The sequence below is a fragment of the Labilithrix sp. genome (assembly GCA_019637155.1).
Taxonomy (GTDB): Bacteria; Myxococcota_A; Polyangia; order Polyangiales; family Polyangiaceae; genus Labilithrix.
The window spans coordinates 1-24250 of record JAHBWE010000021.1; the positions used below are offsets into that span (position 1 = coordinate 1).

Consider the following 24250-nt stretch of genomic DNA (forward strand, 5'->3'; position numbering starts at 1 on the left):
TCGGCCTCCCGAGCTCCGTGAGCCGCATGCCCGCCGAGCCGCCGGTCGCCCCGCCCCCGCCGAGCGAGCGCCGCCTCCCGATCCCTGTCGCCGCACCCGCACGGCCCCCTGCCCCGAGCGTTCCCGACCTCGAAGGCGGACCGCGAAGCCGCCGCCCTCCGCCGCCGCTCCCGAGCCAGGTCAAGAAGGGCTGAGGCGCGCGAGCCGCGTCAGTGCGTGGGCGGGAACGACGAGCCGGCCCCGCGCTCGATCGTCGCGGACGGCCGCGAGAGCTCGCCGTCGTCGTCGCAAAAGAGGATGGCGCAGTGCTTGTTTTCGCCCTGCTTGATCCGGTTGCACAGCTCGACGAGGTCGTCGTCGGCGTCGATGATCGTGCCCTCGACCGGCTCGGCGGTCTTCGCGTCGTACCGGCAGTTGTCGAGCGCTACCCAGCGCCCTCGGTATGCGCCGCTCTGCCGGATTTCCGGCCAACTCATGCGACTACCCATCGGTCTCGATCGAGTACTTGCGGGCCCGGGCCCGGTCAAGCGACGGGGTGTCGTTTCCCCACCACATCTGTACGGATGAGCAGTCAAATGCGGCTCACAGCCGCGCGCGGCGGGTCCCCGACATCCAGCCGCCGAGCCGCAGCGCCATCTCGAGCGCCTGCCGGTAGTTGAGGCGCGGATCGCAGACGGAGAGGTAGCGCCTGTCGAGATCCGCTTCGTCGAGCCCTCCGCCGATGCACTCCGTGACGTCCTCGCCCGTCAGCTCGAAGTGGACCCCGCCGAGCTCGGTGCCGAGGCGAAGGTGCGTCGCGAACGTGCGCTCGATCTCGAGGAGGATGTCGTCGAAGCTCCGGGTCTTGAGCCCGCTCTTCGTCGTGATGCCGTTGCCGTGCATCGGGTCGCAGACCCACAGGACGCGGCGGTTCGCGCGGCGGACCGCGTCGATGAGCGGCGGGAGCGCCTTCTCGACGTTCGCGGCGCCCATCCGCGTGATGGCGACGAGCTTCCCCGGCTCGTTGGTCGGCGAGAGCGCGGTGAAGAGGTTCACCGCGTCCTCTGGGTCGACCTTCGGCCCGAGCTTCACGCCGACCACGTTCTCGATCCCGCTGAAGAACTCGACGTGGGCGCCGTCGAGCGCGCGCGTCCGCTCGCCGATCCACGGCATGTGGGTCGTGAGCAGGTAGTGCCCGTCGCGGCGGGGGACGCGCCGCGTCTGCGCCGACTCGTAGTGCAGGTTCAGGCCTTCGTGGCTCGTGAAGAACTCGACGCCCGACAGCTCGTCGACCTTCTTCTCGCCGATCGCCTCCATGAAGCGGAGCGCCTCCGAGAGCCGCTCCGTCATCATCTTGTATTCTGCACGTATATCGTCGGGCAGGTCCGCCCGCGCCATGAAGCCGAGGTCCCAGTACTCGGGGTGATGCATGTCGGCGAAGCCGCCGACCGCGAGCGAGCGGACGAAGTTCAGCGTCATCGCGGCGTGGCCGTACGCGTCGAGCATCGCGCGCGGATCGAAGCGGCGCGCCTCCGGCGTGAACTCCGGGTGGTTCACGATGTCGCCGAAGAAGCTCGGCAGCGTGACGCCGTCCTTCGTCTCGGTCGGGCTCGAGCGCGGCTTCGCGTATTGCCCCGCGAGCCGCCCCACGCGGATGACGGGCTTCTTCGACGCGTGGATCAGCACGAGCGACATCTGGAGGAGGATCTTCAGCTTGTTCGCGATGATCCCCGGCTGGCAGTCGGCGAACGTCTCCGCGCAGTCGCCGCCCTGCAGGAGGAAGCGCTTGCCGGCCTGCGCCTCGGCGACGAGGTCCTTCAGCCGCTCGACCTCCCACGACGTGACGAGCGGCGGGAGCGCCTTCAGCTTCTCGACCGTCTGCGTGAGGAGCGCCGGATCGTCATAGCTGACGTCCTGCGCGTGTTTCTTCTCTTTCCAGGATAGGGCGGTCCAAGCCACGACCCGCAGCCTAGCCGTTTACTTGGCCCGCGGAGAACCGGCGTGCTCTCGGTCGAGCATGCGCTTCGCCGCCGCCACCCTGCTCCTCCTCTCCGGGTGCGCCATCGTGGCGCCAATGTCCCCCGCCGCGCGCGCGCAGGAGGCGGCGACCGAGCTCAACATCAACTCACGCTTCGGGCGGATGGAGCTCGCGACCGAGCGCGTCGCGCCCTCGCATCGCGACGCGTGGCTCGTCCGGCACCGCGCGTGGGGCGGCGCCATCCGCGTCGCCGACTACGAGATGGCCGGCTTCAAGATGAAGGGCGACAACGACGCCGAGAGCCTCGTCCGCGTGGCGTGGTACCGGGTCGATCAGGGCGACCTCCACAACACGCTCCTCCGGCAGTCGTGGCACCAGACCAAGGGCGCCTGGCAGCTCGTCGACGAGACGCACTCGGACGGAGACGTCGGCCTCCTCGGCGAGCCGGTCCCCGCGCCGCTGCCGCTGCCGAGCGAGGCGCCGCCCGGACAAAAGAAAGCGGCGCAGTTCCCGACGATCCGGCTCGGATCGACGGAGAACGCGCCAGCTTCGGCAGACTGAGACGGGCGAAGCCCGAGCTAGACCTTCGGCTCGGACTGCGACTTCGGGGGGGCCGACTTCTTCGCCGCCGCCTTCTTCGGGGCCTTCGCCGGCGCGGTAGCAGGAGTACGCTTCGCCTTGAGGCGCGTCTTCTTCTTCACCTGCGCCTTGCGGCGCTTCATCTTCTGCGAGTTGCGGCGGTCGAACTTACCCATGGGGGGCGCATCCAACACGATGCGCGGGGCCCCCGTCAACCTGGAATGACCTGAACGTGCTGCTCGATCGCGACGTCGGCGCCGCGATCGCGGCCCGCGGAGAGAGGCTCGAAGACCTCCGGCTCGGAGGGGCGGTCACGAGCGCCGGGCTCGAGGCCTTGCTCGAAGGCTCGTTCGTCCCACGCCTCCGCTCCTTGTCCCTCGTCCAGCGCGAGGACGAGCGCGTCCCGCTCTTCCCCCTCTTCGCCGCACCGTTCGCGGCGCTCCGCGCGCTCGCGCTCGAGCATCTCCATATCTCGCGCGAGGAGGCGGGCGCGCTCGCGTCGGCGGCGGCCTTCGCCGGCGTCCACGAGCTCCGGTTGCTCCGCTGTTCGTTCGGCGGCGATGCGCTCGCTGTCCTCCGGGCGCGGTGGCCGTTCCTCGAGCCGAGCGTCTGGTGAGCGGCCTCGTCCCCGCGCCCGAAGACGAGCCGCTCGTCCGCGCCGTGCTCGCGGCGCCGGAGGACGACGCGCCGAGGCTCGTCTACGCCGATCGCCTCATCGAGCGGGGCGAGGCCGCGCTCGGCGAGCTCATCGTGCTGCAATGCGGGCGCCGCCGCGAGCACCGGCTCCGGGTGCAGGAGCTCCTGCGCGAGCACCTCGCGCACTGGACGGCGGAGCTCTCCGACTGGGAGACGTGGAGGGTCACGCTCGATCGCGGCTTCGTCGACACGCTGCGCGAGGCGCCGCTCGAGTCGCTCTCACCGAACGCGGCGCGGCTCGCGCACCACCCGCTCCGCGTCCTCTCGACGCGCGCGCCCGACGACGGCGTTCGCCTCGGCGAGCTGACGGACCTCCTCCGCGCGCCGTTCGCGGCGCGGCTCGAGCGCCTCGAGGTCTCCGGCGAGCACGTCCTCCTCGAGCTCGATCCCGCGGCCGCACGTCCGCTCCTCGCGTCGCTCACGAAAGGCTCGAACGAGGATCGGCTCACGCTCGAGGGCCCGCACCTCCGCGCTGCGCTGCGCGGCGTCCGGCTCGACTGGCCGAACGCCGCGCGCAACGCGGCGGTCGTGACCGCGCCTCCCGACGGGCTCGAGTGGCTCGAGATCAACATGACGGACATCGCGCCGATCCGCTGGTCGCTCTCGCGGCTCCGCGAGCTCGAGCTGTTCTTCGTCCCGCGCACGACCGCGATCGACTTCTTCGCGACGGCGCACCTCCCTGCCCTCCGCTCGCTACGGTTGACGCCGGGACGCGAGGAGACCGGCGTCGCCGCCGCCCTCGCGGAGAGCCACCTCCTCCCGCAGCTCACCGAGCTTCGAAGCACGCTCCCGCTCGACGACGTCCTCGCGCGCGCGATCATCGAGCGCGCGGACCGGCTCGAGGCGCTCGCCGTCACGGGCGCGCCGCGCTTCAGCGCGATCGACGCCTTGCTCGCGAGCGCGGTCGCGCCGCGCCTCCGCGCGCTGACGCTCACCTCGTCGAGCGGCCTCGGCTCCGCGATGCCGTTCGCGCGCGCGCCGTTCGCGCGCCTCCGTCACCTCGCGCTGAGCGGGTTCAAGGTCGGCGCCGCGGAGGCGCGCGCGCTCGTCGACAGCGCGGCGCTCGCGTCCGTCGACACGCTGAAGGTCAGGCCCGCGACGAAGACCGCCGCGCGCATCCTCGCGGAGCGCTGGCCCGAGCACGCGCCGCGCGAGACGTGAGCGTCAGCCCGCGCTCTCGGCGACGGCGTCTTCGCGACCGCGCACCTCGAGGCGGTAGCGGCTGTTGATCGTCTCGATGTAGAAGACCTCGCGGCCCGCGAGACGAAGCACGCGCTTCACCGGCGTCGTCACGTACTCGTGCATGCCGTCGGGGAACTCGATCACGACGACGGAGCCTTTCCGCGGCGCTCTCACGAGGCGGCCCGCGACCGCGCGCGACCCCTTTCCGAGCTTGCGGAGGACGACTTCCACAAAACCCAATCTAGCATTGCCAGCGGCCGCGTCTACGGCGGCGCTGGGGCTTCGATAAGCTGTGGAGAGCCGCGAGCTTGGCCGTGGTCTCCGGGCGGCCTCCGCCGCTGCCGCCGAGGCTTGTACCGCGGCTTTTTCGCGGGTAGACGGGCCCTGATGTCGCTGCACGGCGAGCCTTTGTCCTTTGCCTCGGGCGACCGCCGGGGGTGCGTCGAGGTGGTCTGCGGCTCGATGTTCAGCGGAAAGACCGAGGAGCTCCTCCGCCGCGTGAAGCGCGCGCGGCTCGCGAGGCAGCGCGTCGTCCTCTTCAAACCGCGCATCGACAACCGCTACGACGACGTGAAGGTCGTGAGCCACGAGGGCATCAAGGCCGATGCGACCGCGGTCGGCAGCTCCGCGGAGCTCTTGTCGCTCCTCGACCTCGCGAAGCTGCCCGACGTCATCGGCATCGACGAGGCGCAGTTCTTCGACGAGGCGATCATCGACGTCGTCGACCTCCTCGCGAACGCAGGCGCGCGCGTCATCTGCGCCGGCCTCGACCAGGACTACCGCGGCCGCCCGTTCGGTCCGATGGCCGCGCTGCTCAGCGTCGCCGAGTACGTCACGAAGCTGCAGGCGGTGTGCTCGCGCTGCGGCGCGCCCGCGTGCCGGTCGCAGCGGCTCGTCGGGACGGAGGGGCAGCTCTTCGTCGGCGGCGCGGCGGACTACGAGCCGCGCTGCCGGCGGTGCTTCGTCGCCGGCGTCGTCGAGGCGCCGCCCGAAGGCTCGCCGTCGCGCTCGCGCGACTGATCGTCCTTCGCCGCTCCGCGCGGCGCGCTCACGCCGGGGACCTTCTGCGCGGCGAAGTAGGCGCGGAGCACCTCGCGCGCGAGGACGTTCGCCTTGATCGTCCACGTCGGATCGTTCACGACGAGGACGCCGAACGCGACCTTCTTCGGTTGGGCGAGGGTCGCGCCGTCGACCTCCGGCATCTCGACCGGCTTGGTCGGCGCGAAGCCGGCGAACCACGTGTAGAAGCGCTGCGTGCTCGCGTCCGTGAGCGTGCCCGTCTTGCTCGCGACCGCGACGCCGGGGAGAAACGATCGGCCCTTCGCGTCGTGGAACGCGCGGTACGACGTGCCGTCGCTCACCGTCGTCTCCATCATCCGCGTGACCGCCTGCGCGGTCTCCGTCTTCATGATCCGCTTCTGCGGGAGCGGCTGCGTCGACGCGCTCCACTTCACCTTGCCGTCGTCGACGATGTCGGTGATGAGCACGGGCCGCACCGGCTCGCCGCCGCGCGCGAGGGTGGCGCCGATCCACGCGGCGTGGAGCGGGGAGAGGGTGGTGTTCCAGAACCCGGCCGCGGTGCGGGCGTAGCCGAGCTGGTCCTCGGGGAACTTCGCGGTGCTCGGCTGCACCGGGACGTCGAAGGGGAGCGCGGCGTTGAAGCCGTACGCCTTCGCGGTCTCGTCGAGCTCGGCCGGCTTGAGGTGCGCGAGCGCGAGGCGCGCGAACACGGTGTTGACGCTGCGGCCCATCGCGAGGGCGACGGTGGTGCACCACTTGTCGCGCTTCGGATCGGGGACGAGGTCGTGCGCGAGGAGCCGCTGCTCGCCGCCGGAGTAGCACTCCTTCTGGTCGGGCGTCGCCTGCTGGTGCTCCACGAGCGACGTGCCGGTGATGACCTTGAAGACGCTCGCCGCCGGCGCGGTCGCCTCGATCGCGAGGTCGCGCTTGGGCCCTTTGTCGACGTGGCTCGCGTAGACGAGGACGCGCCCGGTGTCGACCTCCATCACGACGACCGCCGCCTCGGGGAGGTGGTGCATCGACATGACGTTGTCGGCGGTGCGCTGGAGCGCGGGCTCGACCGAGAGCTTCACCGTGCGCTTGTCGGGGAGGAGCGCGGTCGCGCCGCTGTCCTTCACCTCCATCTTCGCGAGGTCGACGCCCGCGAACGAGGGCGGCGGCGGCGCGACGGCGGCGGCGGCCGCCTGCGGCGCGGTGAGCTTCGCGATCGACGGCGGCGTGTCGGCGCGTCCGCGCCGCGCGAGGAGGACCGCCACCGTAAGGGCGATCGGGACCGCCACCACCGCTGCTACTTTTCTCGTCGCGAGGGGAGGCCGTCGCATGCCGAATCGTGTGACACGGTCCGCTTCGACCGGGCAAAGAAATGGATCGTCCAGTGGGTCGAATCGACGGATAGTGGCCCGGAACATGAGGGTTTTTCCCAGGAGGTGCTTTCGCAGCCTTGGAACGCTCGCGGCCGCGCTGTTCTTCACCGGAGCGGCGTTCGCGGACGCGCACGGGGTCGCGCCGGGCGGCGGCGGGCTCGAGGGCGTCGAGGCGACGCTGAAGGGCGCGACGCTCGAGGTGCGGGCCGGCGGGGCGACGCGGTCGATCGCGTTGCCGCTCGCGAAGCCCGAGGCGCGCATCAGCACGATCGCGATCGGCGAAGGCAGGCACGTGCTCCACGTCCACGCGACGGAGGGAGCGCTCGGTCTTCCGAGCGCGTCATGGCAAGCGCGCACGTGGGACGCGGTCTTCGCCGGCGGCAAGGAGGTCTTCGCGGGACCGACCGGCTACACGGCGGGCGAGGACGGCGAGCGCACGGGGCAGATCGTGGAGGTGACCGATCGCGACGACGCGACGAAGTTCGTGCTCGTCGCCGACGTGCGGGAGGACACGCGCATCTGCGGCCAGGCGACGACCCCGCTCTCGGTGCGCGGCCTCGACGCGAAGACGCTCGCGCTCCGCGGCGCCTCGCTCCATCGCATCGCGAAGAAGGAGCGCGACGCCGCGACGCGCATCGTCGCGGTCGCGATGGGCGGAACCGCGCGTCCGCCGCTCGCGCGCCTGCTCGCGGCGAGCGGCGCGAGCGGCGGCAAGGCTCCCGCGATCACGGACGGCAAGCTCGAGACCGCGTGGAGCGAGGAGCGCCCCGGCGACGGCCACGGCGAGTTCGTCGCGATGCGCGCCCCAACCGAAGCGCCGCTGCACTCTTTGGTCGTCACCCCCGTGCCCGCGCACGCGCCGCCGGCGGCGGAGCGCGGTGCGCCGGGGCACGCGACGCCGTCGCCGGAGCGCGTGGCGCCGCGCACGTTCTTCGTCGCGACGGATGCGCGGCTCTTTCACGTGACGATGCCGGAGGACGCGCGCGCGAACGTCGCGTACGAGGTCCCCTTCCCCGAGCCGATCCGCACGTCGTGCGTCGCGCTCGTGCTCGACGAGGCGTACGACGGCGATCGCGCCGCGCCGGTCGTGACGATCGCGGAGGTCGCGGCGCGCACGAAGCTCGACGTCGACGGCGCGACGTTCGACGACGTCGCGAAGGAGCTCTCCGGCGCCCGCGCGGACGAGGCGGCGGCGGTCCTGCGACGCGGCGGCGATCCCGCGCTCGCGGCGGTGAGCGCGCGGTGGTCCTCGCTCGACGCGAAGGCCCGCGCGTTCGCGGTCGACGTCGCGTCGAGCGCGGGCACGTGCGGCGGCCCCGCAATGGAGCTCCTCACCCGCGCGCTCGCGGACGAGGCGAGCGAGGTGCGCCGCCGCGCGAGCGGCCGCATCGAGCGATGCGGGAAGCAGGCGACCGAGTCGCTCATGCTCGCGGTGCGCTCGAGCGAGGAGCGGCGGCGCGCGGCGTCGGCGGGCCTCCTCGCGTCGATCGCGCCCGCGGCGGCGTTCGATCCGCTGAGCGAGGTCGCCGGCGCGGGAGCGACGGAGACACGACGCGCGGTCCGCGCCGCGCTCGCGCGGGCAGCGACGGCGACGACGCGCGAGAAGCTCACCGCCGCGCTCGCGCGACCGGGCCTCACGCCGGACGCGCGGCTCGACCTCGTGCGCGCGTTCGGCCCGCGCCTCGCGGAGCTGCGCCCGGAAGCGGAGGCCGCGCTCACCGAGGTCCTCGCCGCGACGCCGGACATGCGCACGCGCTGGCTCGTCGCCGAGCCCGCCGCCCAGCTCGGCGACGTACCGCGCCTCGTGTCCCTCGCGAACGATCCGGAGTGGCCCGTCCGCGCCCGCGCCCTCGAGGCCAGCGCCACGCTCCCCGCGATGCAGCCATCGCGCATGAAAGGCGCAGCCGACCCGCACCCCCGCGTCCGCGAAGCCGCCCTCCACGCGATGGCCGCCGCTTCGAACCCGAGTCGCTCCCCGACGAACGGCGCAGGCTCGAGCCACGACGCGTCCTCTTCCAAGGCGAGCGGCGCGGCGGCGGCGCGGGCGCTCGGCGGTGACACGTGGACCTTCGTGCGTGTCGCGGCGGCGGAGGTGCTGGGCGCGACGGGGGCGGAGCCGGCCGCGCTCGCGAAGGGGCTCGGCGACCGAAGCGCGAAGGTGCGCGCCGCGGCGGTGGTCGCGCTCGGGGCGAGCCGCGCGGCGGGCCAGGCGAGCGCGATCCGGGCGCGCCTCGACGACACGCAAGAGGACGTCGAGGTCCGCGCGCTCGCGGCGCGGACGCTGGGGAAGCTCTGCGTGCAGAGCGCAGCCGATCGCCTGACCCACCTCGCGATCCTCGCGCGGTCGCCGGTCGACGAAGCCGACGAGCGCATCGGCACGGCCGCGCTCGAGGCCCTCGGCATGCTGCACCCCCCCGACATCGAGAAGCGCCTCGCCCCGCTCCGCGACCCGAAGTCGCGCACGCTCCTCAAGCGCGCCGCCGACGCCGCCGTCGCCGAGCGCGGCAGCTGTCGCTGACACCTGCAGCATTTCGCATGGGTCTTCACACCGGACCGAGAACGCGCGGCTCCACGCGCGCCCCGCTCGACCGTACCGCGCCCCGCTTTTTACGAGCGATCGCCGCGCACGACCGCCCGCGCCGGAGGTGGCGCCGTTCGTGCCTCCTCATGGCCTCGTGCCTCGGATCGAACTGGTCGCGTCGCTCGTCGCGCTCGTGTGGGGCGGCGTGGTGCTCGCGGCGATGGGCGCCTCCGCGCTCGTGATGCCCTACGAACGGTGGACCGCCGAGCTCGGCTCGTTCCGCAGCCTCGCGGCCTGCGGGACCGTCCTCGGCCTCCTCGCCACCGCCTTCTTCGCGCTCGAGCGCCGGAAAGTCGAAAAGCGCCTCTCCCGCTAGGGAGGGCGCTTCATGACGACGTGGCTCCGAGCGCTCAGGCGCGCGGGATGACGGTCTCGATCTCGGTCTCGAGCGGGCGCTCACTGACGAAGAGCGGGCCGTCCTTCATCGGGTCGTAGTTGTCGTCCTGGTAAGACGAGATCTCGGCGTCCATCTTGATCTCGACCATCTCGGGCTTGTTCCACATGTTCGTCCTACCTTGTGTGCAATGAGTCTGACTCGGATTTCCGAACGCGCAAGGTGAATTTTTCGCGCGTGATTCTCAGGGTTTGGGCGCGCCGGCGCGGATCCACTCCTCGAGGGCGTGGAACGACTCGGGATCGATGCCGCCGGCCGGCATCTGCGGGTAGCCCTCGCCCTGGATGCGGAGGACCAGCTCGCTGCTCATGTCGCCGCCCTGCACGAGGGCCGGGCGCGCGCCGCGCGCTTCGGTGAGGCGCTTCCAGTTGCCGACCGCGTCGCACTTGTCGAGGCGGAGGTTGCCCGGATAGCCGGGTCCGACGCCGTGGCAGCTCGTGCAGTTCTTGTCGAGGACCTCCTTCTGCATCACCGACATCGCGTCGTTCTTGCGCGAGAGCTCGCGGCAGCGCGCTTCGACGGCGGGATCGGCGCCGGGGCGGACGATCGGGATCGCGCGCATCGGGAGGCCGTTGCCCTCGGCCGCGTTGAAGGAGAGGCGGAGGACGTTGCCGTTCTTGTCCTCGGTGATGTAGAGCGAGCCGTCCTTCGCCGCGAGGACGTCGACCGGCGCGCCGAGCGGCTCGCGGCCGTCCGCGCTCTTCTCCCAGCCGCGGATGATGTCGAGCGGCTCGCCGCCGCCGGGGATGCCGTTCGCGTCGACCGGCACCATCACGAGGCGGTGCCCGTTGTCGCGATAGCCGTGGTACGTGACGATGAGCTGGCCCTTGTACGCGCTCGGGAGGAGCGAGCCGTCGTAGTAGGTCATGCCGAGCGGCGCGGCGTGACCGGGGAGGAGGAGCGCCGGCGCGGTGTAGCGCGAGCAGTCGACGCGGCCGCGGTACTCGGGGCTGACCGCGTTGTTGTCGAAGCAGTAGGGCCAGCCGTAGTGCGCGCCCGGGACGATGACGTTGAGCTCCTCGTGCGGGAAGTCCGCCTCCGTGTCGCGGTACGACGCGTCGGCCTTCTCGATCGAGTCGCGCGAGTTCTCGCCCTGGAGGAGCGCGCCGCTGGTCGGGTGCACCGCGAGCGCCATCGAGTTGCGGAGGCCGCGCGCGACGACGGTGAAGCCGGTCGCGACGTGCTCGGCGTTGTTCAGGTCGTACGCGCGGATGGTGCCGAGCGCGTTGTTCCCCTCGGCCTCGACGCACGGCAGCGCGTAGCGGCGGCTCGAGCCGCTGCCCGTCTCGCAGTTGTCCGAGGCGGAGCCGATGTTGACGTAGAGCTTCCACGGATCGCGCTTGTCGAAGACCATCTTCTTGAGCGGATGCCGGTACGGATCGCCCTTCGGGAGGTCCTTGATCACGACCTTGAAGCGCGGCTGCTTGTAGTCGCCCGTGGTGCGGAACGGGCCCGTCCGCGGGACGGGGTCCACCGTCGCCTCGTAGGGATCGAAGCGGAACACGCCCGTCGGCGTGCCGATGTACGGGAGGCCGTCGGGCCCCACCGTCACGCCGCTCGGCTTGTCGATCAGCTTCGCGATCCGCGTCTTCGAGAACGTCTTGTTCGGGAGGCGGCGGAGGAGCCACACCGCGCCGCGGTCCTGCGCCCAGCCGCCCATCTCCGCGAGGACGAAGTCGCCGCTCGGGAGCTCCGCGATGCCGCGCGAGTACGTGAAGCCCTGCGTGACGAGGCCGACGCAGATGCCGGGCGGCGTCTTCAGCGTCTTGAGGCGGGGGAGGCCGTCGCAGGTGCCCTCGGTCGTGTACGCCTCCTCGCCGGAGCCCTCGTCGAGCGCCTCGTCCTCGTCGGTCGGGGCCCCGCAGGCCGGCGCGAACGCGGCGAGCGAGAGGGTCGCGAGGACGGCCAGGGAGAGCATCGCCGAGCGCATGGTGGGGCATACTGCAACCGTGGGGCCACCCTCACCTACATAGGCCCCACACGAAACCTTTCAGGTTTTCGATGATGGACCGGTGTAATTTTTTCGATCGCGGATCCTGCGTAGCTCAGACCTCATGCGGCCCGGATCGCGAGAGAAGGCCTTAGTTTCCGCTTCTCGAGGACGAGGCGAAGGCCCTCGCTCGGCGTGATCGTGATCGATCGGCGGACCATCCTGACCGGCTTCTTGCCCTCGAAGGCGAAGCCGCAGCGCGACACCAGTCGCGCGAGCACCATCTTCATCTCGTAGACCGCGAAGGCCATCCCGATGCAGCGCCGGATGCCGCCGCCGAACGGGAAGAACTCGTGGGCGGAGAGCTTCTTCCCCACGAACCGGCGCGGATCGAACGTCTCCGGGTTGGGGAACGCCTCGGGCCGGCGATGGGCGAGGTAGATCGAGCAGACGACGAGCTCCCCCTTCTTCATGTCCATCCCGCCGACGGTGCGGTCCGTCGCGAGCACGCGCCCGACGATGGGGATGACGGGGATGAGCCGCAGCGCCTCGCGGACGACGCCGTCGAGGAGCGGCGCCTTGTTGATCGCCTCGGGCTTCGGATCGGGACCGAGCGCCTCGACCTCGGCGTGGAGCTCGGCGAAGAGCGCCGGTTGTTCGAGGAGGTGCTTCATCGCCCAGCTCAGCGCGGTCGCGGTCGTCTCGTGCCCCGCGACGAGGAGCGTCACGAGCTCGTCGCGGAGCTCCTCGCGCGACATCGGCTCGCCCGCGTCGTCGCGCGCGTCGAGGAGGAGCGAGAGGATGTCGGGACCGCGGACGCCGGACGCGCGCTTGCCGTCGATCTCGCGATGGAGGAGGTCGTTGCTCGCGTCCACCGCGCGGCGGAAGCGGCCGTACGGGCTGTAGCCGCCGAGCTCGAACTGCATCGCGGGGATGAGGAGCGGGGCCCACGCGCCGAGGTCGAGGAGCCGCTTCGTGTTCGTGACCATCTGCTCGAGGCGCGGTCCTTCGAAGCCGAAGATCGTGCGGACGATCACGCGGAGCGTGACGTCCTGCATCGACTCGTGGAACGCGAACGGCCGCCCGTGAGGCATCGCGTCGATCGCGTCGTCGGTGACGTCGAGCATCGTCTGCCCGTACGCCTGCATGCGCTCGCCGTGGAACGGCGGCAGGAGGAGCTTCCGCTTCCGGAGGTGCTTTTCGCCGTCGACCATCAGCACCGAGCGATCGCCGAGCAGCACCGCGAGCGTCTGGTTGAAGCGGCCCGCCTCGAGCTCGTCGCCGCCGTCGGAGAAGACCTCGCGCACGTCGTCCGGGTTCGAGAAGACGTTCACCTCCATCCCGAAGATGCCGAGGCGGAAGGACTCGCCGTGGAGCGCGCGGAGCTCGTCGAGGTACGGATACGGCGACCGCATCCAGCGCCAGGACGAGTACGCCATCGAGTGCTTGCGGGGCGGCAGCGTGGGCATGGAAGAGCTATAGGTCCTCTCGTCGGCGCGGACGAGTGCGGGTAGCATTCCCGCGATGCGCGCCATCGTCCTCGGAGCCGCCGCCGGCGGCGGGTTCCCACAATGGAATTGCGGCTGTGCGAACTGCGTCGCCGTGCGCGAAGGCCGCCCGGGGTACGAGGCGCGCACGCAGGACTCGATCGCGGTCACCGCCGACGGCGCGCGCTACGCGGTCGTCAACGCCTCGCCCGAGATCCTGGCGCAGGTGCAGAAGAACGAGGCGCTCTGGCCGCGCTCGGCGCGCCACACGCCGATCAGCGCGGTCATCCTCACGAACGGAGACATGGACCACGTGCTGGGCCTCTTCTCGCTCCGCGAGTCGACGCCGTTCGCGCTCTACATGACCGCGGCGGTGCAGCGCGGGCTCGAGGAGAGCGCGTTCATCCGCACGCTGCGCCGCTTCGAGGGGCAGCTCGTCGTGCGGAACCTCGAGATCGGCAAGCCGACCGCGCTCGCCGACGCGACCGGCGAGCCGCTCGGCCTCTCGGTGCGCGCCTTCCCCGCCGCCGGCAAGCTCCCGGTCCACTTCGTCGGCCACGCGAAGGAGTCGCCGGAGGACAACGTCGGCCTCTCGTTCACCGACGACGCGGGGAAGACGCTCGCCTACGCCGCCGCGTGCGCGAGCGCGGAGGAAGGAGCGCACCTCGACGGGCACGACGTCGTCTTCTTCGACGGCACGTTCTGGACGGAGGACGAGCTCGTGAAGGCGGGGCTCTCGAAGTCGTACGCGCGCGACATGGCGCACGTCCCGGTCTCGGTCTCGCTCGAAAAGCTGAAGATCGGCGGGCGGAAGATCTACACGCACATCAACAACACGAATCCCATCTTGGCTCCCGACTCCAAGGAGCGAAAGCAAGTGCTCGCCGCGGGTTGGGAGATCGCCTACGACGGAATGGAGATCTCGCTATGACGGAGCCGCTCGATCGGGAGGCGTTCATCGCGCGCCTGCGTGACGAAGGCGCAAAGCGGTATCACGATCATCATGACTTCCACGTGCGCATGCACGCCGGGAAGCTCTCGCGCCGGCAGATCCAGGCGTGGGTCGAGAACCGCTTTTATTACCAGACACGAATCCCGATCAAGGACGCGATCATCCTCTCCAAGTCCGATGATCCCGCGTTCCGCCGCGTGTGGATCCACCGCATTCACGATCACGACGGGAAGGCCGAAGGGGAGGGCGGGCTCGCGCAGTGGATCCGCCTCGCGAAGGGCGTCGGCCTCGACGTCGACGAAGTGAAGTCGCTGAAGAACGTGCTCCCCGGCGTCCGCTTCGCGTGCGACTCCTACGTCCAGCTCGTCCGCGATCGTCCCCTCGTCGAGGCGGTCGCCTCCTCGCTCACGGAGTTCTTCTCCCCCGACATCATGGCGCGCCGCATCGTGGCGTGGGAGCAGCACTACCCGTGGGTCGAGGCCGAGACGATGGAGTACTTCCGCGGCCGCGTCACGCGCGCGCGCCAGGACTCGCACGAGGCGATCGACTACGTCATCGCCCACGCCACGACGCGGGAGGTGCAAGAGCGCTGCATCGACGCGCTCATCGTGAAGACGCAGATCCTCTGGGCGCTGCTCGACGCGGTGGATCGGGCATTTTCGGCGTGAACCCGAAGCTCGCGAAGAAGGCGCGGCTGCGGTTCGACCGGCACTCGGGGAAGCACATGCTGATGTACCCGGAGCGCGGCCTCGCCCTGAACGAGAGCGCGAAGCTCATCGTCGAGCGCTGCGACGGCACGCGGAGCGTCGAGCAGATCGTGCAGGAGCTCGACGCGATCGCGGGGCAGAGCGTCCAGGCCGACGTGCTCGCGGTGCTCGAGGACCTCCAGAAGAAGGGGCTCCTCGAGCCGTGAGCGAAGCGCCGCGGCCGTACACGCTGATCGCGGAGCTGACCTATCGGTGTCCGCTCAAGTGTCCGTATTGCTCCAATCCGACGAACCTGAAGGAGCACGACGGCGAGCTGACGACCGAGGAGTGGACGCGCGTCCTCGGCGAGGCGGAGGAGCTCGGCGTCGTGCAGGTGCACTTCACCGGCGGCGAGCCGTGCTCGCGCAAGGACCTCGAGGCGCTCGTCGCGCGCGCGCGCGAGCTCGAGCTGTACTCCAACCTCGTGACGAGCGGGGTGCCGCTCTCGAAGGAGCGCCTCGCGGGCCTGGCCGAGCGCGGACTCGACCACGTGCAAGTCAGCATTCAGTCGGCGAGAAAGGAGCGCTCGGACGAGATCGCGGGCTTCGCCGCCTATCCGCAGAAGCTCGAGGTGATGCGCTGGGTGCGCGACCTCGGACTGCCGCTCACGATGAACGTGGTGTTGCATCGCGCGAACCTCGACGAGGTCGACGAGCTCGTCGCGATGGCGGAGTCGGTCGGCGCGTCGCGCCTCGAGTTGGCCAATACGCAATACGTCTCCTGGGCATTGACGAATCGCGATCAGCTGATGCCGAGCGCCGCGCAGCTGGAGGAGGCCGCGGCGAAGGCGGCCGCGCACAAGAAGCGCCTCGAGGGCAAGATCGACGTCCTCTTCGTGAAACCGGATTATTTCGGCACGACCCCGAAGGCCTGCATGGACGGCTGGGCGCGCCGGTTCATCCACATGGTGCCGGACGGCCGCGTCTTGCCGTGCCACGCCGCGACGAGCATCCCCTCATTGAAGTTCGACGACGTCCGCGCGCGCTCGTTGGCGGATATCTGGGCCAACTCCGAGGCGCTGAACGCCTATCGCGGCGACGCGTGGATGAAGGAGCCCTGCAAGAGCTGCGACCGCCGCCACCAGGACTTCGGCGGCTGCCGCTGCCAGGCCTTCGCGCTCACCGGCGACGCCGCGAACACGGACCCCGCGTGCTCGCTCTCGGCGAGCCACGCGATCGTGACCGAGGCGCGCGCCGCCGCGCCGCCGGCCGAGCGCCGCTACCTCTACCGAGGCCGCTGACGTGAGGTGCCGATGACGCGGCGGCCGCTGTTCGTCGCGTCGTTCGGGGCGTTCGTGGCGGGGCTGTCGACGAGCCTCGTCGCGGTGTCGGCGCCGGTCATCGCCCGCGACCTCGCGGTCACGAAGGAGGACGTGAGCTGGGTCCTCACCGCGTACCTCCTCGCGATCACGTGCCTGCTCGCGCTCGCGGGCAAGGCGGCCGACGTGCTCGGCCGCAAGCGCGTGTACCTCACCGGCTTCTGCTTCTTCGTCGCCGGCTCCGCGATGTGCGCGGGCGCGCCCCTCCTCCGCGCGCTCGTCGGCGCCCGCGTCATGCAAGGCTGCGGCGCGGCGATGCTGATGGCGGTCGGCCCCGCGATCGTCACGCGCGCGGTGCCGCCGGCGCGTCGCGCGCGCGCGCTCGGGACGCAGCTCGCGCTCACGTACGTCGGGCTCGTGCTCGGGCCCTCGATCGGCGGCTTCCTCGCGGCGCGGCTCGGGTGGCAGGCGGTCTTCCTCGTCATCGCCGGCGCCGGCGCGCTCGGCGGCGTGCTCGCGCTCGCGCTCCTCGAGCCGGACGACGGGGGAGCGGGCGCGGGCGCGGCGGCGGAGCGGCCGAGCTGGCGCTCGCTCGACCTCGGCGGCGCGGTGCTGTTCGCGGCCGGCTTCGCCGCGCTGCTCGTCGCGCTGCATCGCGTACGGAGCGAGGGCTGGTCGAGCGCGCCGGTGCTCGCGATCCTCGCGTTCGTCGTCGTCGCGCTCGGCGCGTTCGTGCGGCACGAGGCGCTCGCGGCGCAGCCGCTCCTCCCGCTCCGCCTCCTGCGGCAGCCGCCGTTCGCGTTCGGCGTGCTCGGGGCGACGCTCCTCTACACCGTCACGTTCATGCTCTCGTCGTGGCTCCTGCCGTTCCAGCTCCAGCGCGCCGGCCTCGGCCCCGCGGAAGCCGGCGGCTACCTCACCGCGCAGCCGATCGTGATGGCGTTCGTCGCGCCGGTGTCGGGATGGATCGCCGACCGCTGGGGTCCGCGCCTCCCGAGCGCGGGCGGCATGCTCCTCATCGCGGCGGGGATGCTCGCGGTCGCGCGCGCGGCGGAGGAGCAAGGTCCCGCGCTCGTCGTCTCCCTCGCGCTCGTCGGCGTCGGCGCCGGCCTCTACGTCGCGCCGAACAGCGCGCTCATCATGGGCGCGGCGCCGAAGGACCGCCAGTCGATCGCGGCGGCGATGGCGGCGACGGCGCGGAACCTCGGCATGACGCTGGGGGTCGCGCTCGGAGCCTCGCTCGATCGTGCGTTCGGCTTCCGCGCGGCGCTCGTCGTCGCGGCGTGCCTCGGCGCGTGCGGCGCGCTCCTCGGCGTCGTGCGACCCGTGGTAGCGTCGCCGCGATGACCGAGCCCGTGAGGATCTCCCCCGCCGACGCGCACGCGAAGATGGCGGAGGGCTACACCTATGTCGACGTCCGGACCCCCGAGGAGTTCGCGGAGGGCCGCCCCGCCGGCGCGGTCAACGTGCCCCTCGGCGACGACTTCGTCGCGCTCATGGACGCGCGCTTCGCGAAGGACACGAAGATCGTCGTCGGCTGCAAGGCGGGCGGCCGCAGCTTGCGCGCGGCGAAGGCGCTCCTCGCCGCGGGCTACACGGACGTGCTCGATCAACGCGCCGGCTTCGACGCCGCGCGCGGCCCCTTCGGCGAGATCACGGAGCCGGGCTGGTCGCGCTCGAGCTTGCCGGTGGAGAAGTAGCAGCGTCGCTCTCGCTGACGCTCTCGCTTTCGTGCGCGATGCGCGGCGCCGGCGGCGGGCTGCCGGGCCAGCGGAGCGACTCCGGCACGTCGTGCGCGCGCTCCGCGACCTCGTCTTCGGGACCAGGTCCACACGCGCTCGTGGAGAGCCGCGGCGCGCTCGCTCCGCAGAAGGCCGAGCCGCCTTGCGAGACGACGACGCGCTTCCCTTCGTAGCAGCGCCACACGTAGACGTCGTGCCCGACCTCGACGCCGGTCCGGTACTGGAGATCGGGCGGCGACTTCGGCGCGTCCTTCACGTCCCACGGCTTCTGGAACGAGCACGCGAGGAGCGTGAGCCCGAGCCCGACGAAGAGCGGACGGCGCATGCCGCGATGCTACGCGGCTTTGGGCAGCGAGCGGCACGCGAGGAGCTTCGGATCGCGCGAGCGCGCCACCTCCGCGCGGCAGTAGAGGCAGCGGAACGCGATGTGATGAGGACGCGGCGTCATCCCGAACATGCTGAGGAGGATCCATCCCCACGTCGTGTACTCGGGCTCCTCTTGAATCGCGGGGTCGCCCCGGCGATGACCGCAGTGACAGGCTCGTTCGCGCATACCCCCGCACGTTGCACGCCGCGCGCCGCGGAAATCGCGAGCGATTCTGCGCCGCCGAGCTGCCGAAGATTCGGCAGGCGCCGGAGGTTCGGCGACCGAGGCCGCCCAGCCTCAGCTCATCCCGAGCGTCTTCAATCGGTACTGCAGCGTCGCGCGGCTCGTGCGGAGGAGGCGCGCGGCCTCCGACTGGTTGCCGTCGGCGCGTCGGAGCGCGTCCTCGAGGATCGACCGCTCGAACGCGTTCACCCGCTCCTTGAGCGGGGCGTCGCCGGCGGTCGTGCTCGGCGGCGGCGCCGTCGTCAGCTCGGGCAGGTCCGCGAGGCGAACGCGATCGCGCGCGAGGATCGCCGCGCGCTCGAGGACGTTCTGGAGCTCGCGCACGTTGCCCGGCCAGTCGTAGGCCTCGAGGTACGCCATCGCGTCGTCGTCGATCGGCTTCGGGCACGCGGCCGCGGCGAGGAGCGGGATGTCGTCCTTGCGATCGCGCAACGGCGGCACGACGAGCGGGAACACCGCGAGCCGGAAGTAGAGATCGCTCCGGAAGCGGCCGGCCTTCACGTCGGCGGCGAGGTCGCGGTTCGTCGCGGCGACGATGCGCACGTCGACCGGGATCGGGCGCGTCCCGCCGACGCGGTCGATCTCGTGCTCCTGCAGCACGCGGAGGAGCTTCGCTTGCGCCTCGAGCGGCAGCTCACCGACCTCGTCGAGGAACAGCGTGCCGCCGTGCGCGAGCTCGAAGCGCCCGATCCGCCGCGCGACCGCGCCCGTGAACGCGCCCTTCTCGTGGCCGAACAGCTCGCTCTCGATAAGGGTCGGCGGCAGCGCCGCGCAGCTCACGCGGACGAGCGGCGCGCGAGCGCGCGGGCTCCCCTCGTGCACCGCGCGCGCGAAGAGCTCCTTGCCCGTCCCTGTCTCGCCGGTGATCAGCACCGCCGCCGTCGTCGGCGCGACCTTGCGGACCTCGCCGAGCGCACGCTGGATCGCGGCGCTCTTGCCGAGGATGCCGCGCGGCTCGTGGAGCGCCGCCTTCAGGTACGCGTTCTCCGCCTCGAGCTTGCGCGTGAGCTCCTCGACGCGCGCGTAGAGCTTCGCGTTCGCGATCGCGACCGACGCCTGCGCCGCGAGGATCTCGATCGACGCGAGGTCCTCCTCGGCGAGCGCCCGCCGCGCGAAGATCGCGAGCACGCCGAGGAGCTCGCCGTTCGATCCGAGGAGCGGATGCCCCGCGAACCCGACGATCCCGTTCGCGCGCAGCCACTCCTTCTCCACGAAGCGCGGATCGGCGAGGACGTCGCTGCTCGAGAGCGGCGTTCGTTGCGCCGCGATCTGTCCGATCTTCAGCGCCCCGATCGCCACGCGCGCGTGCGACCCGTCGAGCCGCTCCGACAGCCCCGCGCTCGCGACGAGCGAGAGCACCCCCACATCCTCCGCCGCGACGAGCCACACCCGCGCCATCGCCGCGTCGAGATCGCCCACGAGCGCCCGCACGATCTCCGCGAGCACCTCCCCCGGCTCGAGCGATCGCGTCATCCGGAGCGCGATACGCCCGAGCGCAGCGGTTCGGTCCATGCCCGCACGAGTCTACCCCGCGCGCCAGTGCTACGATCACCACGATGCCCGCGCAGCGCGACGATCTGACGCCCGAACAGGAGCGGTGGCTCGTCGAGGACGAGCGCGTCCGGTCCGAGGCACGCGCCCTCGCGGCGAGCCTGGCGCTCGATCCGCACGACGTCTACCGGGTGCTCAAGCAACTCGAACGCTCCCCCGCCGAGCGCCTGCGACGGGGACTCGCCCATGGCCGACTCGGACGCCCCCAACGCCGCTGACTCGCTCAGCCGCGAGGAGCGGGCTTTCCTGACCGCCCTCAACGACCTGGGAGTCCGCTACCTCCTGGTCGGGATGAGCGCCGCGCTGCTTCAGGGAGCAACGCTCGCGACGGAGGACATCAATCTCTGGTTCGAAGACATCGCCGACGAGCGGATCGGCGAGGCAGCGCGACGCGCCGGCGCTGCGTGGGTCACGCGGATGCAGCCGCCAAGGCTCGCTGGAGCCGCAGGCGAGCGGTTCGACGTCGTAACGACGATGGACGGCCTGCCAGATTTCGCGGCGGAGTACGCCGGCTCGATCGCGTTCGACCTCGGCGGCCTCGCGATACGAGTGCTTCCGCTCCAACGCATCATCGCCAGCAAGCGCGCAGCCGGCCGCGCGAAGGATCGCGCGGCGCTCGTGTTGCTCGAGGCAACCGCGCGCCTGCTCCAGGCCACGGCGAAGCGAGGACGCGCTCCCGGACCGAAAGAGGGCCGGAAGCGACGTTCCTAGGCGGCGGAGCCGCGTTCTGCAGCCCACTCATCGACGAGACCGGGCACCGTACATCGTGATCGAGCACCTGGACGGCGTCGATCTCTCGACGTGGCTGCTCCAGCAGGGCCCCGCGTCGCCGACGCAGGCGTCGCTGCATACCCGACCGTCTTCACGGGTCGCTGCAACGCTCAGGGCTTCTGCCAGGTGCTCTGCGCGCGTCGAGATCGAGCGAGCTCGTCGCGAGCTGGACGACGTTGCTCACCGAGCCCCCGGCACGAACCGCAGGCTAAGGCGCTCGATCTCCCTGTCCAGTCGGACACGGGCGCGGAAAACAAATGACTATGCCTACGCGCCGCACGACGGACGCGCGATGTCAGGCCTTCTTCGGCGCCGGCCTCGGCGGGCGGGGGTTCTCGGCGGCGGGGCCGCCACCCGGGCGCGGGCGCCACGGACCCTCCGCGGCGGGACCGCGCGCGGGGCGCACGTTCTCGGCGGCGGGGCCGCCAGGGCGCGGCTTCCACGGACCCTCGGCGGTGGGACCACCCGCGAGCTCGCGGGCGGGGGCGACGTTGGTGGCGGTCTCTTGCGACGGGCCCCATCCGGCTTCCTTCGCGGGCGCGATGCCCTCGTTCGCCGGGCCTACCGCCTTCACCGTGGTCGGGCCGTTCTTCGCCGCGACCGGCGCGACCGCCACCGGCTTGTTGCCGCTCGTCTTCACCTCGCCGCCACGCGCGAGCGCCGCTGGATCGGCGGCGCTCCCCGGGTTGGCCGGATCCGTCTCGACGGGCGCCACCACCGGATCCTTGCTGGCGTTGAACTCGCCTTTCATCCGGTCGCCGAGCTTTCCGCAGCCGGTGGTCGACGCAAAGAGGAGAGCAGCAGCCAGGAACTGTTCGCGGTTGACCTTCATCGTTTGTTTCTTCCCCACCCCGATCGCTCGGACATGGACGGGACCCCGCTCGGGTTTCTTCAACGCGAAATAGAGCGCGCGATCTCGACGTCGTCGAAGGGCGACTCGACGTCGCCGATCGTCTGGGTCTTCTCGTGTCCCTTCCCCGCGATCACGACGATATCGGTCGCCGCGGCGTCTGCAATGGACGTCGCGATGGCCGCCGCACGATCGAGGATGCGATGTACGGAACGCGTCGCCCCACGCTCGATCGCGTCGGCGATCGCGTCCGGGTCCTCGCTCCGCGGGTTGTCGTTCGTGACGTAGACGACGTCCGCGAAAGCCGTCGCCGCGGCGCCCATTTCCGCGCGTTTGCCAGGGTCGCGATCGCCGCCGCACCCGAAGACCACGATCACTCGTCCTTTGGTCAGTAGGCGCGCGGTCGCCAAGGTGCGCTCGAGTGCGTCGGGCGTATGCGCGTAGTCGACGACGACGATCGGCTCGCGCCGCACGATCTGGAACCGGCCCGGCACACCCTCGAAGCGCTCGAGCGCCTCCTTGATCACGGGGAGCGAATAACCGAGCGCGTGAGCCGCGAGCGCGGCGCCGAGCGCGTTCTCCATGTGCACGTGGCCGACGAGGCCGAGGTCGAGGCGCCCGCCGAGGCCGTCCGCGATCGGCGAAGGCGCGAGCCGCGCGTGGGTGCCGTGCACGTCGATCGTCACGTCCTCCGCGACGAGGGCGGCCGGGAGATGCTTGCATTCTTCATCGATCGGGCGAGCGGCGTAGCCGAAGCGACGCACGCTCGGCGGCGTCACCTCGTCGAGGAGCGCGCTCGAGGGATCGGCGAGGTTCAGCACCGCCGCGCCGCCGGGCGGGAGGTCCATGAAGAGCTGCGCCTTCGCGCCGAGGTAGCGCTCGGGCGTGCGGTGGTAGTCGAGGTGATCGCGCGAGAGGTTCGTGAACACGCCGGCGTGGACGGGCCACGTCTTCGTGAAGCCGCGCTCGAGCGACTGCGAGCTCGTCTCCACCGCGAGCGTCCGCACGCCGGCCTCGCGCGCGCGGAGCAGCGTCCGCACGAACGCGGCCCCGCTCGCCTCCGTCTCGACCTGCTCTCGATCCACGAACGCGCCGATCGTCGTCACGCGGCACGACGGCTCGCGCGCGGCGGCGACGATCGCGGCGACGAGCGAGGTCGTCGTCGTCTTGCCGTTCGTCCCCGTCACGCACACGGTCCGGAACGCCTCGTGGAACGGGACGAGGTCCTCCGGCGTCGTCTCTTCGGCGCGCTCGCGGAGCGTCGCGACGACACCTTCGAGCTTCATCCCGCGCGAGCCCTTCACGAGCGTCACGCTCCCCGCGACGTCGAGGTCGAGCTCCGCCGGCAGCATCCGCGCGCCGGTGACCTCGGGCAGGAGCGCCTGCATCGCCTCGCCCGCGAAGTAGACGCGCGCGCCGCGCTCGGCGACGAGCGCGGCGAGCGGAGCGATCAACGCGCGATGGTGCTCGCCCGACGCGGCCCCGAGATCGAGCATGTCGCCGAGGACGACGACGAGCGGACGCTCTGCCCACGCCGGCGCGCGGAGGAGCGCGAGCGCCGCCGCCATGCTCGGCGGCGATGCGTTGTATGCGTCGTCGATCAACACGCAGTCGTTCGCGAGGCGGTGGACCTGGCACCGCATCTCCGGCGCGACGAACCCGGCGAGGCCCGCCGCGATCTCCTCCCCGCTCCGCCCCAGCGCCGCCGCCGCCGCCACCGCGAGCGCGAGGTTCGCCGCGTTGTGCGCCCCCGCGAGCGGGACCGCGAAGCGCCTCGTCCACCCACCGCGCCAGGTCGCCTCGATCGCGGTCACGAGCGGCGACGTCGAGACGTCGCGCCACGCGAGGTCTCCGCCCGGCCCCACGCGGACGTCGTCGGGGCGCGCGCCCGCCCACTCCGCGATACGTGCATCTTGCATATTCAAGACACGCGGGCCGCGCGTCGTACCCTCGAGCAAGGAGAGCTCCTCGCGCGCGACGCCTTCGAGGTCGCCGAGCCCGGCGAGGTGCTCCGGCCCGATCATCGTGAGCAGCGCGAGGTCGGGATCGACGACGCGCGCGTGGTCGGCCATCGCGCCGGGGGCGTCGATGCCGACCTCGACGACGAGCGCGTCCGGCGGCGCGGCGCGGCGATGCGCGCGATCGAGGAGCGTGAACGGGATCCCGGTCCAGCCGTTCTGCGTCTCGCTCGTCTTCGTCACGCGGCGGCCGCCGCCGGTGAGCGCCGCCGCGACGAGGTCCTTCGTCGTCGTCTTGCCGTTGCTCCCGCCGACCGCGACGACCGGGAACGTGAAGCCCCGCCGGAAGCGCGCCGCGAGCGCGCGCACCGCGACGCGCGTGTCGGGGACGAGCAGCGTCGAGTCGCCGCGCGCCCGATCCGACACCAGCGCGAGCGGGACCCCCGCCGCGAGCGCGCGGTCGACGTCGGCGTGCCCGTCCCAGTCGTCCTCCTTCAGCGAGACGAACAGCTCGTCGCCGCGCGGCTCACGCTCGCCCGCGGTGACGCCATGGATCTCGAGCTCGGCGCTCGTCTCGACCCCGCAGGCCTCGGCGACGGCGGAGGCGTGGAGCGGCCACACG

Annotated in this window: 28 protein-coding genes; 15 read left to right on the forward strand and 13 right to left on the reverse strand. The window is 71.7% G+C overall.

Features of this window, described 5'->3' with window-relative positions; genetic code table 11:
* The coding region (locus KF837_36220; GenBank protein MBX3232826.1) for a hypothetical protein at window positions 1-194 on the forward strand (194 nt) is incomplete at its 5' end.
* A 15-nt stretch (window positions 195-209) separates the two neighbouring features.
* Here the strand turns inward: KF837_36220 and KF837_36225 are convergent.
* Window positions 210-476, reverse strand: coding sequence for a hypothetical protein (locus KF837_36225; protein ID MBX3232827.1), 267 nt, complete (start codon window positions 474-476; stop codon window positions 210-212).
* 106 nt (window positions 477-582) lie between these two features.
* Entirely contained in the window at window positions 583-1947 is a 1365-nt protein-coding gene (locus KF837_36230; GenBank protein MBX3232828.1) for a 3-deoxy-7-phosphoheptulonate synthase, read from the reverse strand.
* A 49-nt stretch (window positions 1948-1996) separates the two neighbouring features.
* Here KF837_36230 and KF837_36235 point away from each other — a divergent pair, with 49 nt between their 5' ends.
* Window positions 1997-2518 (forward strand): hypothetical protein, encoded by a 522-nt coding sequence (locus KF837_36235; GenBank protein ID MBX3232829.1) that lies wholly within the window; start codon window positions 1997-1999, stop codon window positions 2516-2518.
* A gap of 17 nt (window positions 2519-2535) precedes the next feature.
* On the opposite strand, the gene KF837_36240 is transcribed toward KF837_36235, so the two are convergent.
* A complete protein-coding gene (locus tag KF837_36240; protein MBX3232830.1) occupies window positions 2536-2712 on the reverse strand; it encodes a hypothetical protein in 177 nt (58 codons plus the stop codon).
* A 56-nt stretch (window positions 2713-2768) separates the two neighbouring features.
* Between KF837_36240 and KF837_36245 the strand changes: the two genes are divergently transcribed.
* Window positions 2769-3152: a hypothetical protein gene (locus KF837_36245; GenBank protein ID MBX3232831.1), complete on the forward strand. Its 384-nt coding sequence runs from the start codon at window positions 2769-2771 to the stop codon at window positions 3150-3152.
* The gene (locus KF837_36250) at window positions 3149-4393 is read left to right on the forward strand and encodes a TIGR02996 domain-containing protein (GenBank protein MBX3232832.1); all 1245 of its coding nucleotides are present in this window, start codon (window positions 3149-3151) and stop codon (window positions 4391-4393) included. The genes KF837_36245 and KF837_36250 overlap by 4 nt, the downstream gene beginning before the upstream one ends.
* Window positions 4394-4396: 3 nt before the next feature.
* On the opposite strand, the gene KF837_36255 is transcribed toward KF837_36250, so the two are convergent.
* On the reverse strand, window positions 4397-4645 hold the full coding sequence (locus KF837_36255; protein MBX3232833.1) for a hypothetical protein: 249 nt from the start codon (window positions 4643-4645) through the stop codon (window positions 4397-4399).
* 156 nt (window positions 4646-4801) lie between these two features.
* Here KF837_36255 and KF837_36260 point away from each other — a divergent pair, with 156 nt between their 5' ends.
* Entirely contained in the window at window positions 4802-5434 is a 633-nt protein-coding gene (locus KF837_36260; protein MBX3232834.1) for a thymidine kinase, read from the forward strand.
* Here the strand turns inward: KF837_36260 and KF837_36265 are convergent.
* Entirely contained in the window at window positions 5350-6714 is a 1365-nt protein-coding gene (locus KF837_36265; GenBank protein MBX3232835.1) for a penicillin-binding protein, read from the reverse strand. The genes KF837_36260 and KF837_36265 overlap by 85 nt on opposite strands.
* 127 nt (window positions 6715-6841) lie before the next feature.
* Between KF837_36265 and KF837_36270 the strand changes: the two genes are divergently transcribed.
* Both KF837_36270 and KF837_36275 read left to right on the forward strand, forming a co-directional pair.
* Window positions 6842-9316: a hypothetical protein gene (locus KF837_36270; protein ID MBX3232836.1), complete on the forward strand. Its 2475-nt coding sequence runs from the start codon at window positions 6842-6844 to the stop codon at window positions 9314-9316.
* A 157-nt stretch (window positions 9317-9473) separates the two neighbouring features.
* Complete coding sequence (locus tag KF837_36275) at window positions 9474-9695, forward strand: hypothetical protein (GenBank protein ID MBX3232837.1); 222 nt, start codon at window positions 9474-9476, stop codon at window positions 9693-9695.
* 34 nt (window positions 9696-9729) lie between these two features.
* On the opposite strand, the gene KF837_36280 is transcribed toward KF837_36275, so the two are convergent.
* From KF837_36280 to KF837_36290, 3 genes are all read right to left on the reverse strand, one after another.
* The gene (locus KF837_36280; GenBank protein MBX3232838.1) at window positions 9730-9882 is read right to left on the reverse strand and encodes a hypothetical protein; all 153 of its coding nucleotides are present in this window, start codon (window positions 9880-9882) and stop codon (window positions 9730-9732) included.
* A 75-nt stretch (window positions 9883-9957) separates the two neighbouring features.
* Entirely contained in the window at window positions 9958-11703 is a 1746-nt protein-coding gene (locus tag KF837_36285; protein ID MBX3232839.1) for a PQQ-dependent sugar dehydrogenase, read from the reverse strand.
* A 122-nt stretch (window positions 11704-11825) separates the two neighbouring features.
* Window positions 11826-13172: a cytochrome P450 gene (locus KF837_36290; protein ID MBX3232840.1), complete on the reverse strand. Its 1347-nt coding sequence runs from the start codon at window positions 13170-13172 to the stop codon at window positions 11826-11828.
* Window positions 13173-13227: 55 nt separating this feature from the next.
* Here KF837_36290 and pqqB point away from each other — a divergent pair, with 55 nt between their 5' ends.
* Genes pqqB through KF837_36320 form a run of 6 tightly spaced genes read left to right on the forward strand, consistent with a single transcriptional unit; the run spans window position 13228 to window position 17846 of the window.
* Window positions 13228-14121, forward strand: a complete 894-nt coding sequence (gene pqqB, locus KF837_36295) for a pyrroloquinoline quinone biosynthesis protein PqqB (protein MBX3232841.1) — start codon at window positions 13228-13230, stop codon at window positions 14119-14121.
* Entirely contained in the window at window positions 14118-14810 is a 693-nt protein-coding gene (gene pqqC, locus KF837_36300) for a pyrroloquinoline-quinone synthase PqqC (protein MBX3232842.1), read from the forward strand. The genes pqqB and pqqC overlap by 4 nt, the downstream gene beginning before the upstream one ends.
* Window positions 14807-15055 carry a pyrroloquinoline quinone biosynthesis peptide chaperone PqqD gene (gene pqqD / locus KF837_36305; protein MBX3232843.1) on the forward strand — a complete coding sequence of 83 codons (249 nt, stop codon included), beginning with the start codon at window positions 14807-14809 and terminating at the stop codon, window positions 15053-15055. The genes pqqC and pqqD overlap by 4 nt, the downstream gene beginning before the upstream one ends.
* On the forward strand, window positions 15052-16128 hold the full coding sequence (pqqE, locus tag KF837_36310) for a pyrroloquinoline quinone biosynthesis protein PqqE (protein MBX3232844.1): 1077 nt from the start codon (window positions 15052-15054) through the stop codon (window positions 16126-16128). Before pqqD ends, pqqE begins: the two co-directional genes overlap by 4 nt.
* 12 nt (window positions 16129-16140) lie before the next feature.
* Entirely contained in the window at window positions 16141-17493 is a 1353-nt protein-coding gene (locus KF837_36315) for an MFS transporter (protein MBX3232845.1), read from the forward strand.
* Window positions 17490-17846, forward strand: a complete 357-nt coding sequence (locus KF837_36320) for a rhodanese-like domain-containing protein (protein MBX3232846.1) — start codon at window positions 17490-17492, stop codon at window positions 17844-17846. Before KF837_36315 ends, KF837_36320 begins: the two co-directional genes overlap by 4 nt.
* On the opposite strand, the gene KF837_36325 is transcribed toward KF837_36320, so the two are convergent.
* From KF837_36325 to KF837_36335, 3 genes are all read right to left on the reverse strand, one after another.
* Window positions 17800-18213 (reverse strand): hypothetical protein, encoded by a 414-nt coding sequence (locus tag KF837_36325; protein ID MBX3232847.1) that lies wholly within the window; start codon window positions 18211-18213, stop codon window positions 17800-17802. The two genes, KF837_36320 and KF837_36325, sit on opposite strands and share 47 nt — an antisense overlap.
* Window positions 18214-18222: 9 nt before the next feature.
* The gene (locus KF837_36330; GenBank protein ID MBX3232848.1) at window positions 18223-18441 is read right to left on the reverse strand and encodes a hypothetical protein; all 219 of its coding nucleotides are present in this window, start codon (window positions 18439-18441) and stop codon (window positions 18223-18225) included.
* Window positions 18442-18552: 111 nt separating this feature from the next.
* A complete protein-coding gene (locus tag KF837_36335) occupies window positions 18553-20010 on the reverse strand; it encodes a sigma 54-interacting transcriptional regulator (GenBank protein ID MBX3232849.1) in 1458 nt (485 codons plus the stop codon).
* 44 nt (window positions 20011-20054) lie between these two features.
* On the opposite strand from KF837_36335, the gene KF837_36340 reads away from it, so the two are divergent.
* Entirely contained in the window at window positions 20055-20267 is a 213-nt protein-coding gene (locus KF837_36340) for a hypothetical protein (GenBank protein MBX3232850.1), read from the forward strand.
* Window positions 20236-20760, forward strand: a complete 525-nt coding sequence (locus KF837_36345; GenBank protein MBX3232851.1) for a hypothetical protein — start codon at window positions 20236-20238, stop codon at window positions 20758-20760. Before KF837_36340 ends, KF837_36345 begins: the two co-directional genes overlap by 32 nt.
* 355 nt (window positions 20761-21115) lie before the next feature.
* Here KF837_36345 and KF837_36350 read toward each other — a convergent pair whose 3' ends face one another.
* Together KF837_36350 and murE are read right to left on the reverse strand one after the other, a co-directional pair.
* Complete coding sequence (locus KF837_36350; GenBank protein MBX3232852.1) at window positions 21116-21652, reverse strand: hypothetical protein; 537 nt, start codon at window positions 21650-21652, stop codon at window positions 21116-21118.
* Window positions 21653-21711: 59 nt separating this feature from the next.
* A complete protein-coding gene (murE, locus tag KF837_36355; GenBank protein ID MBX3232853.1) occupies window positions 21712-24249 on the reverse strand; it encodes a UDP-N-acetylmuramyl-tripeptide synthetase in 2538 nt (845 codons plus the stop codon).
* Window position 24250: the final 1 nt, after the last annotated feature.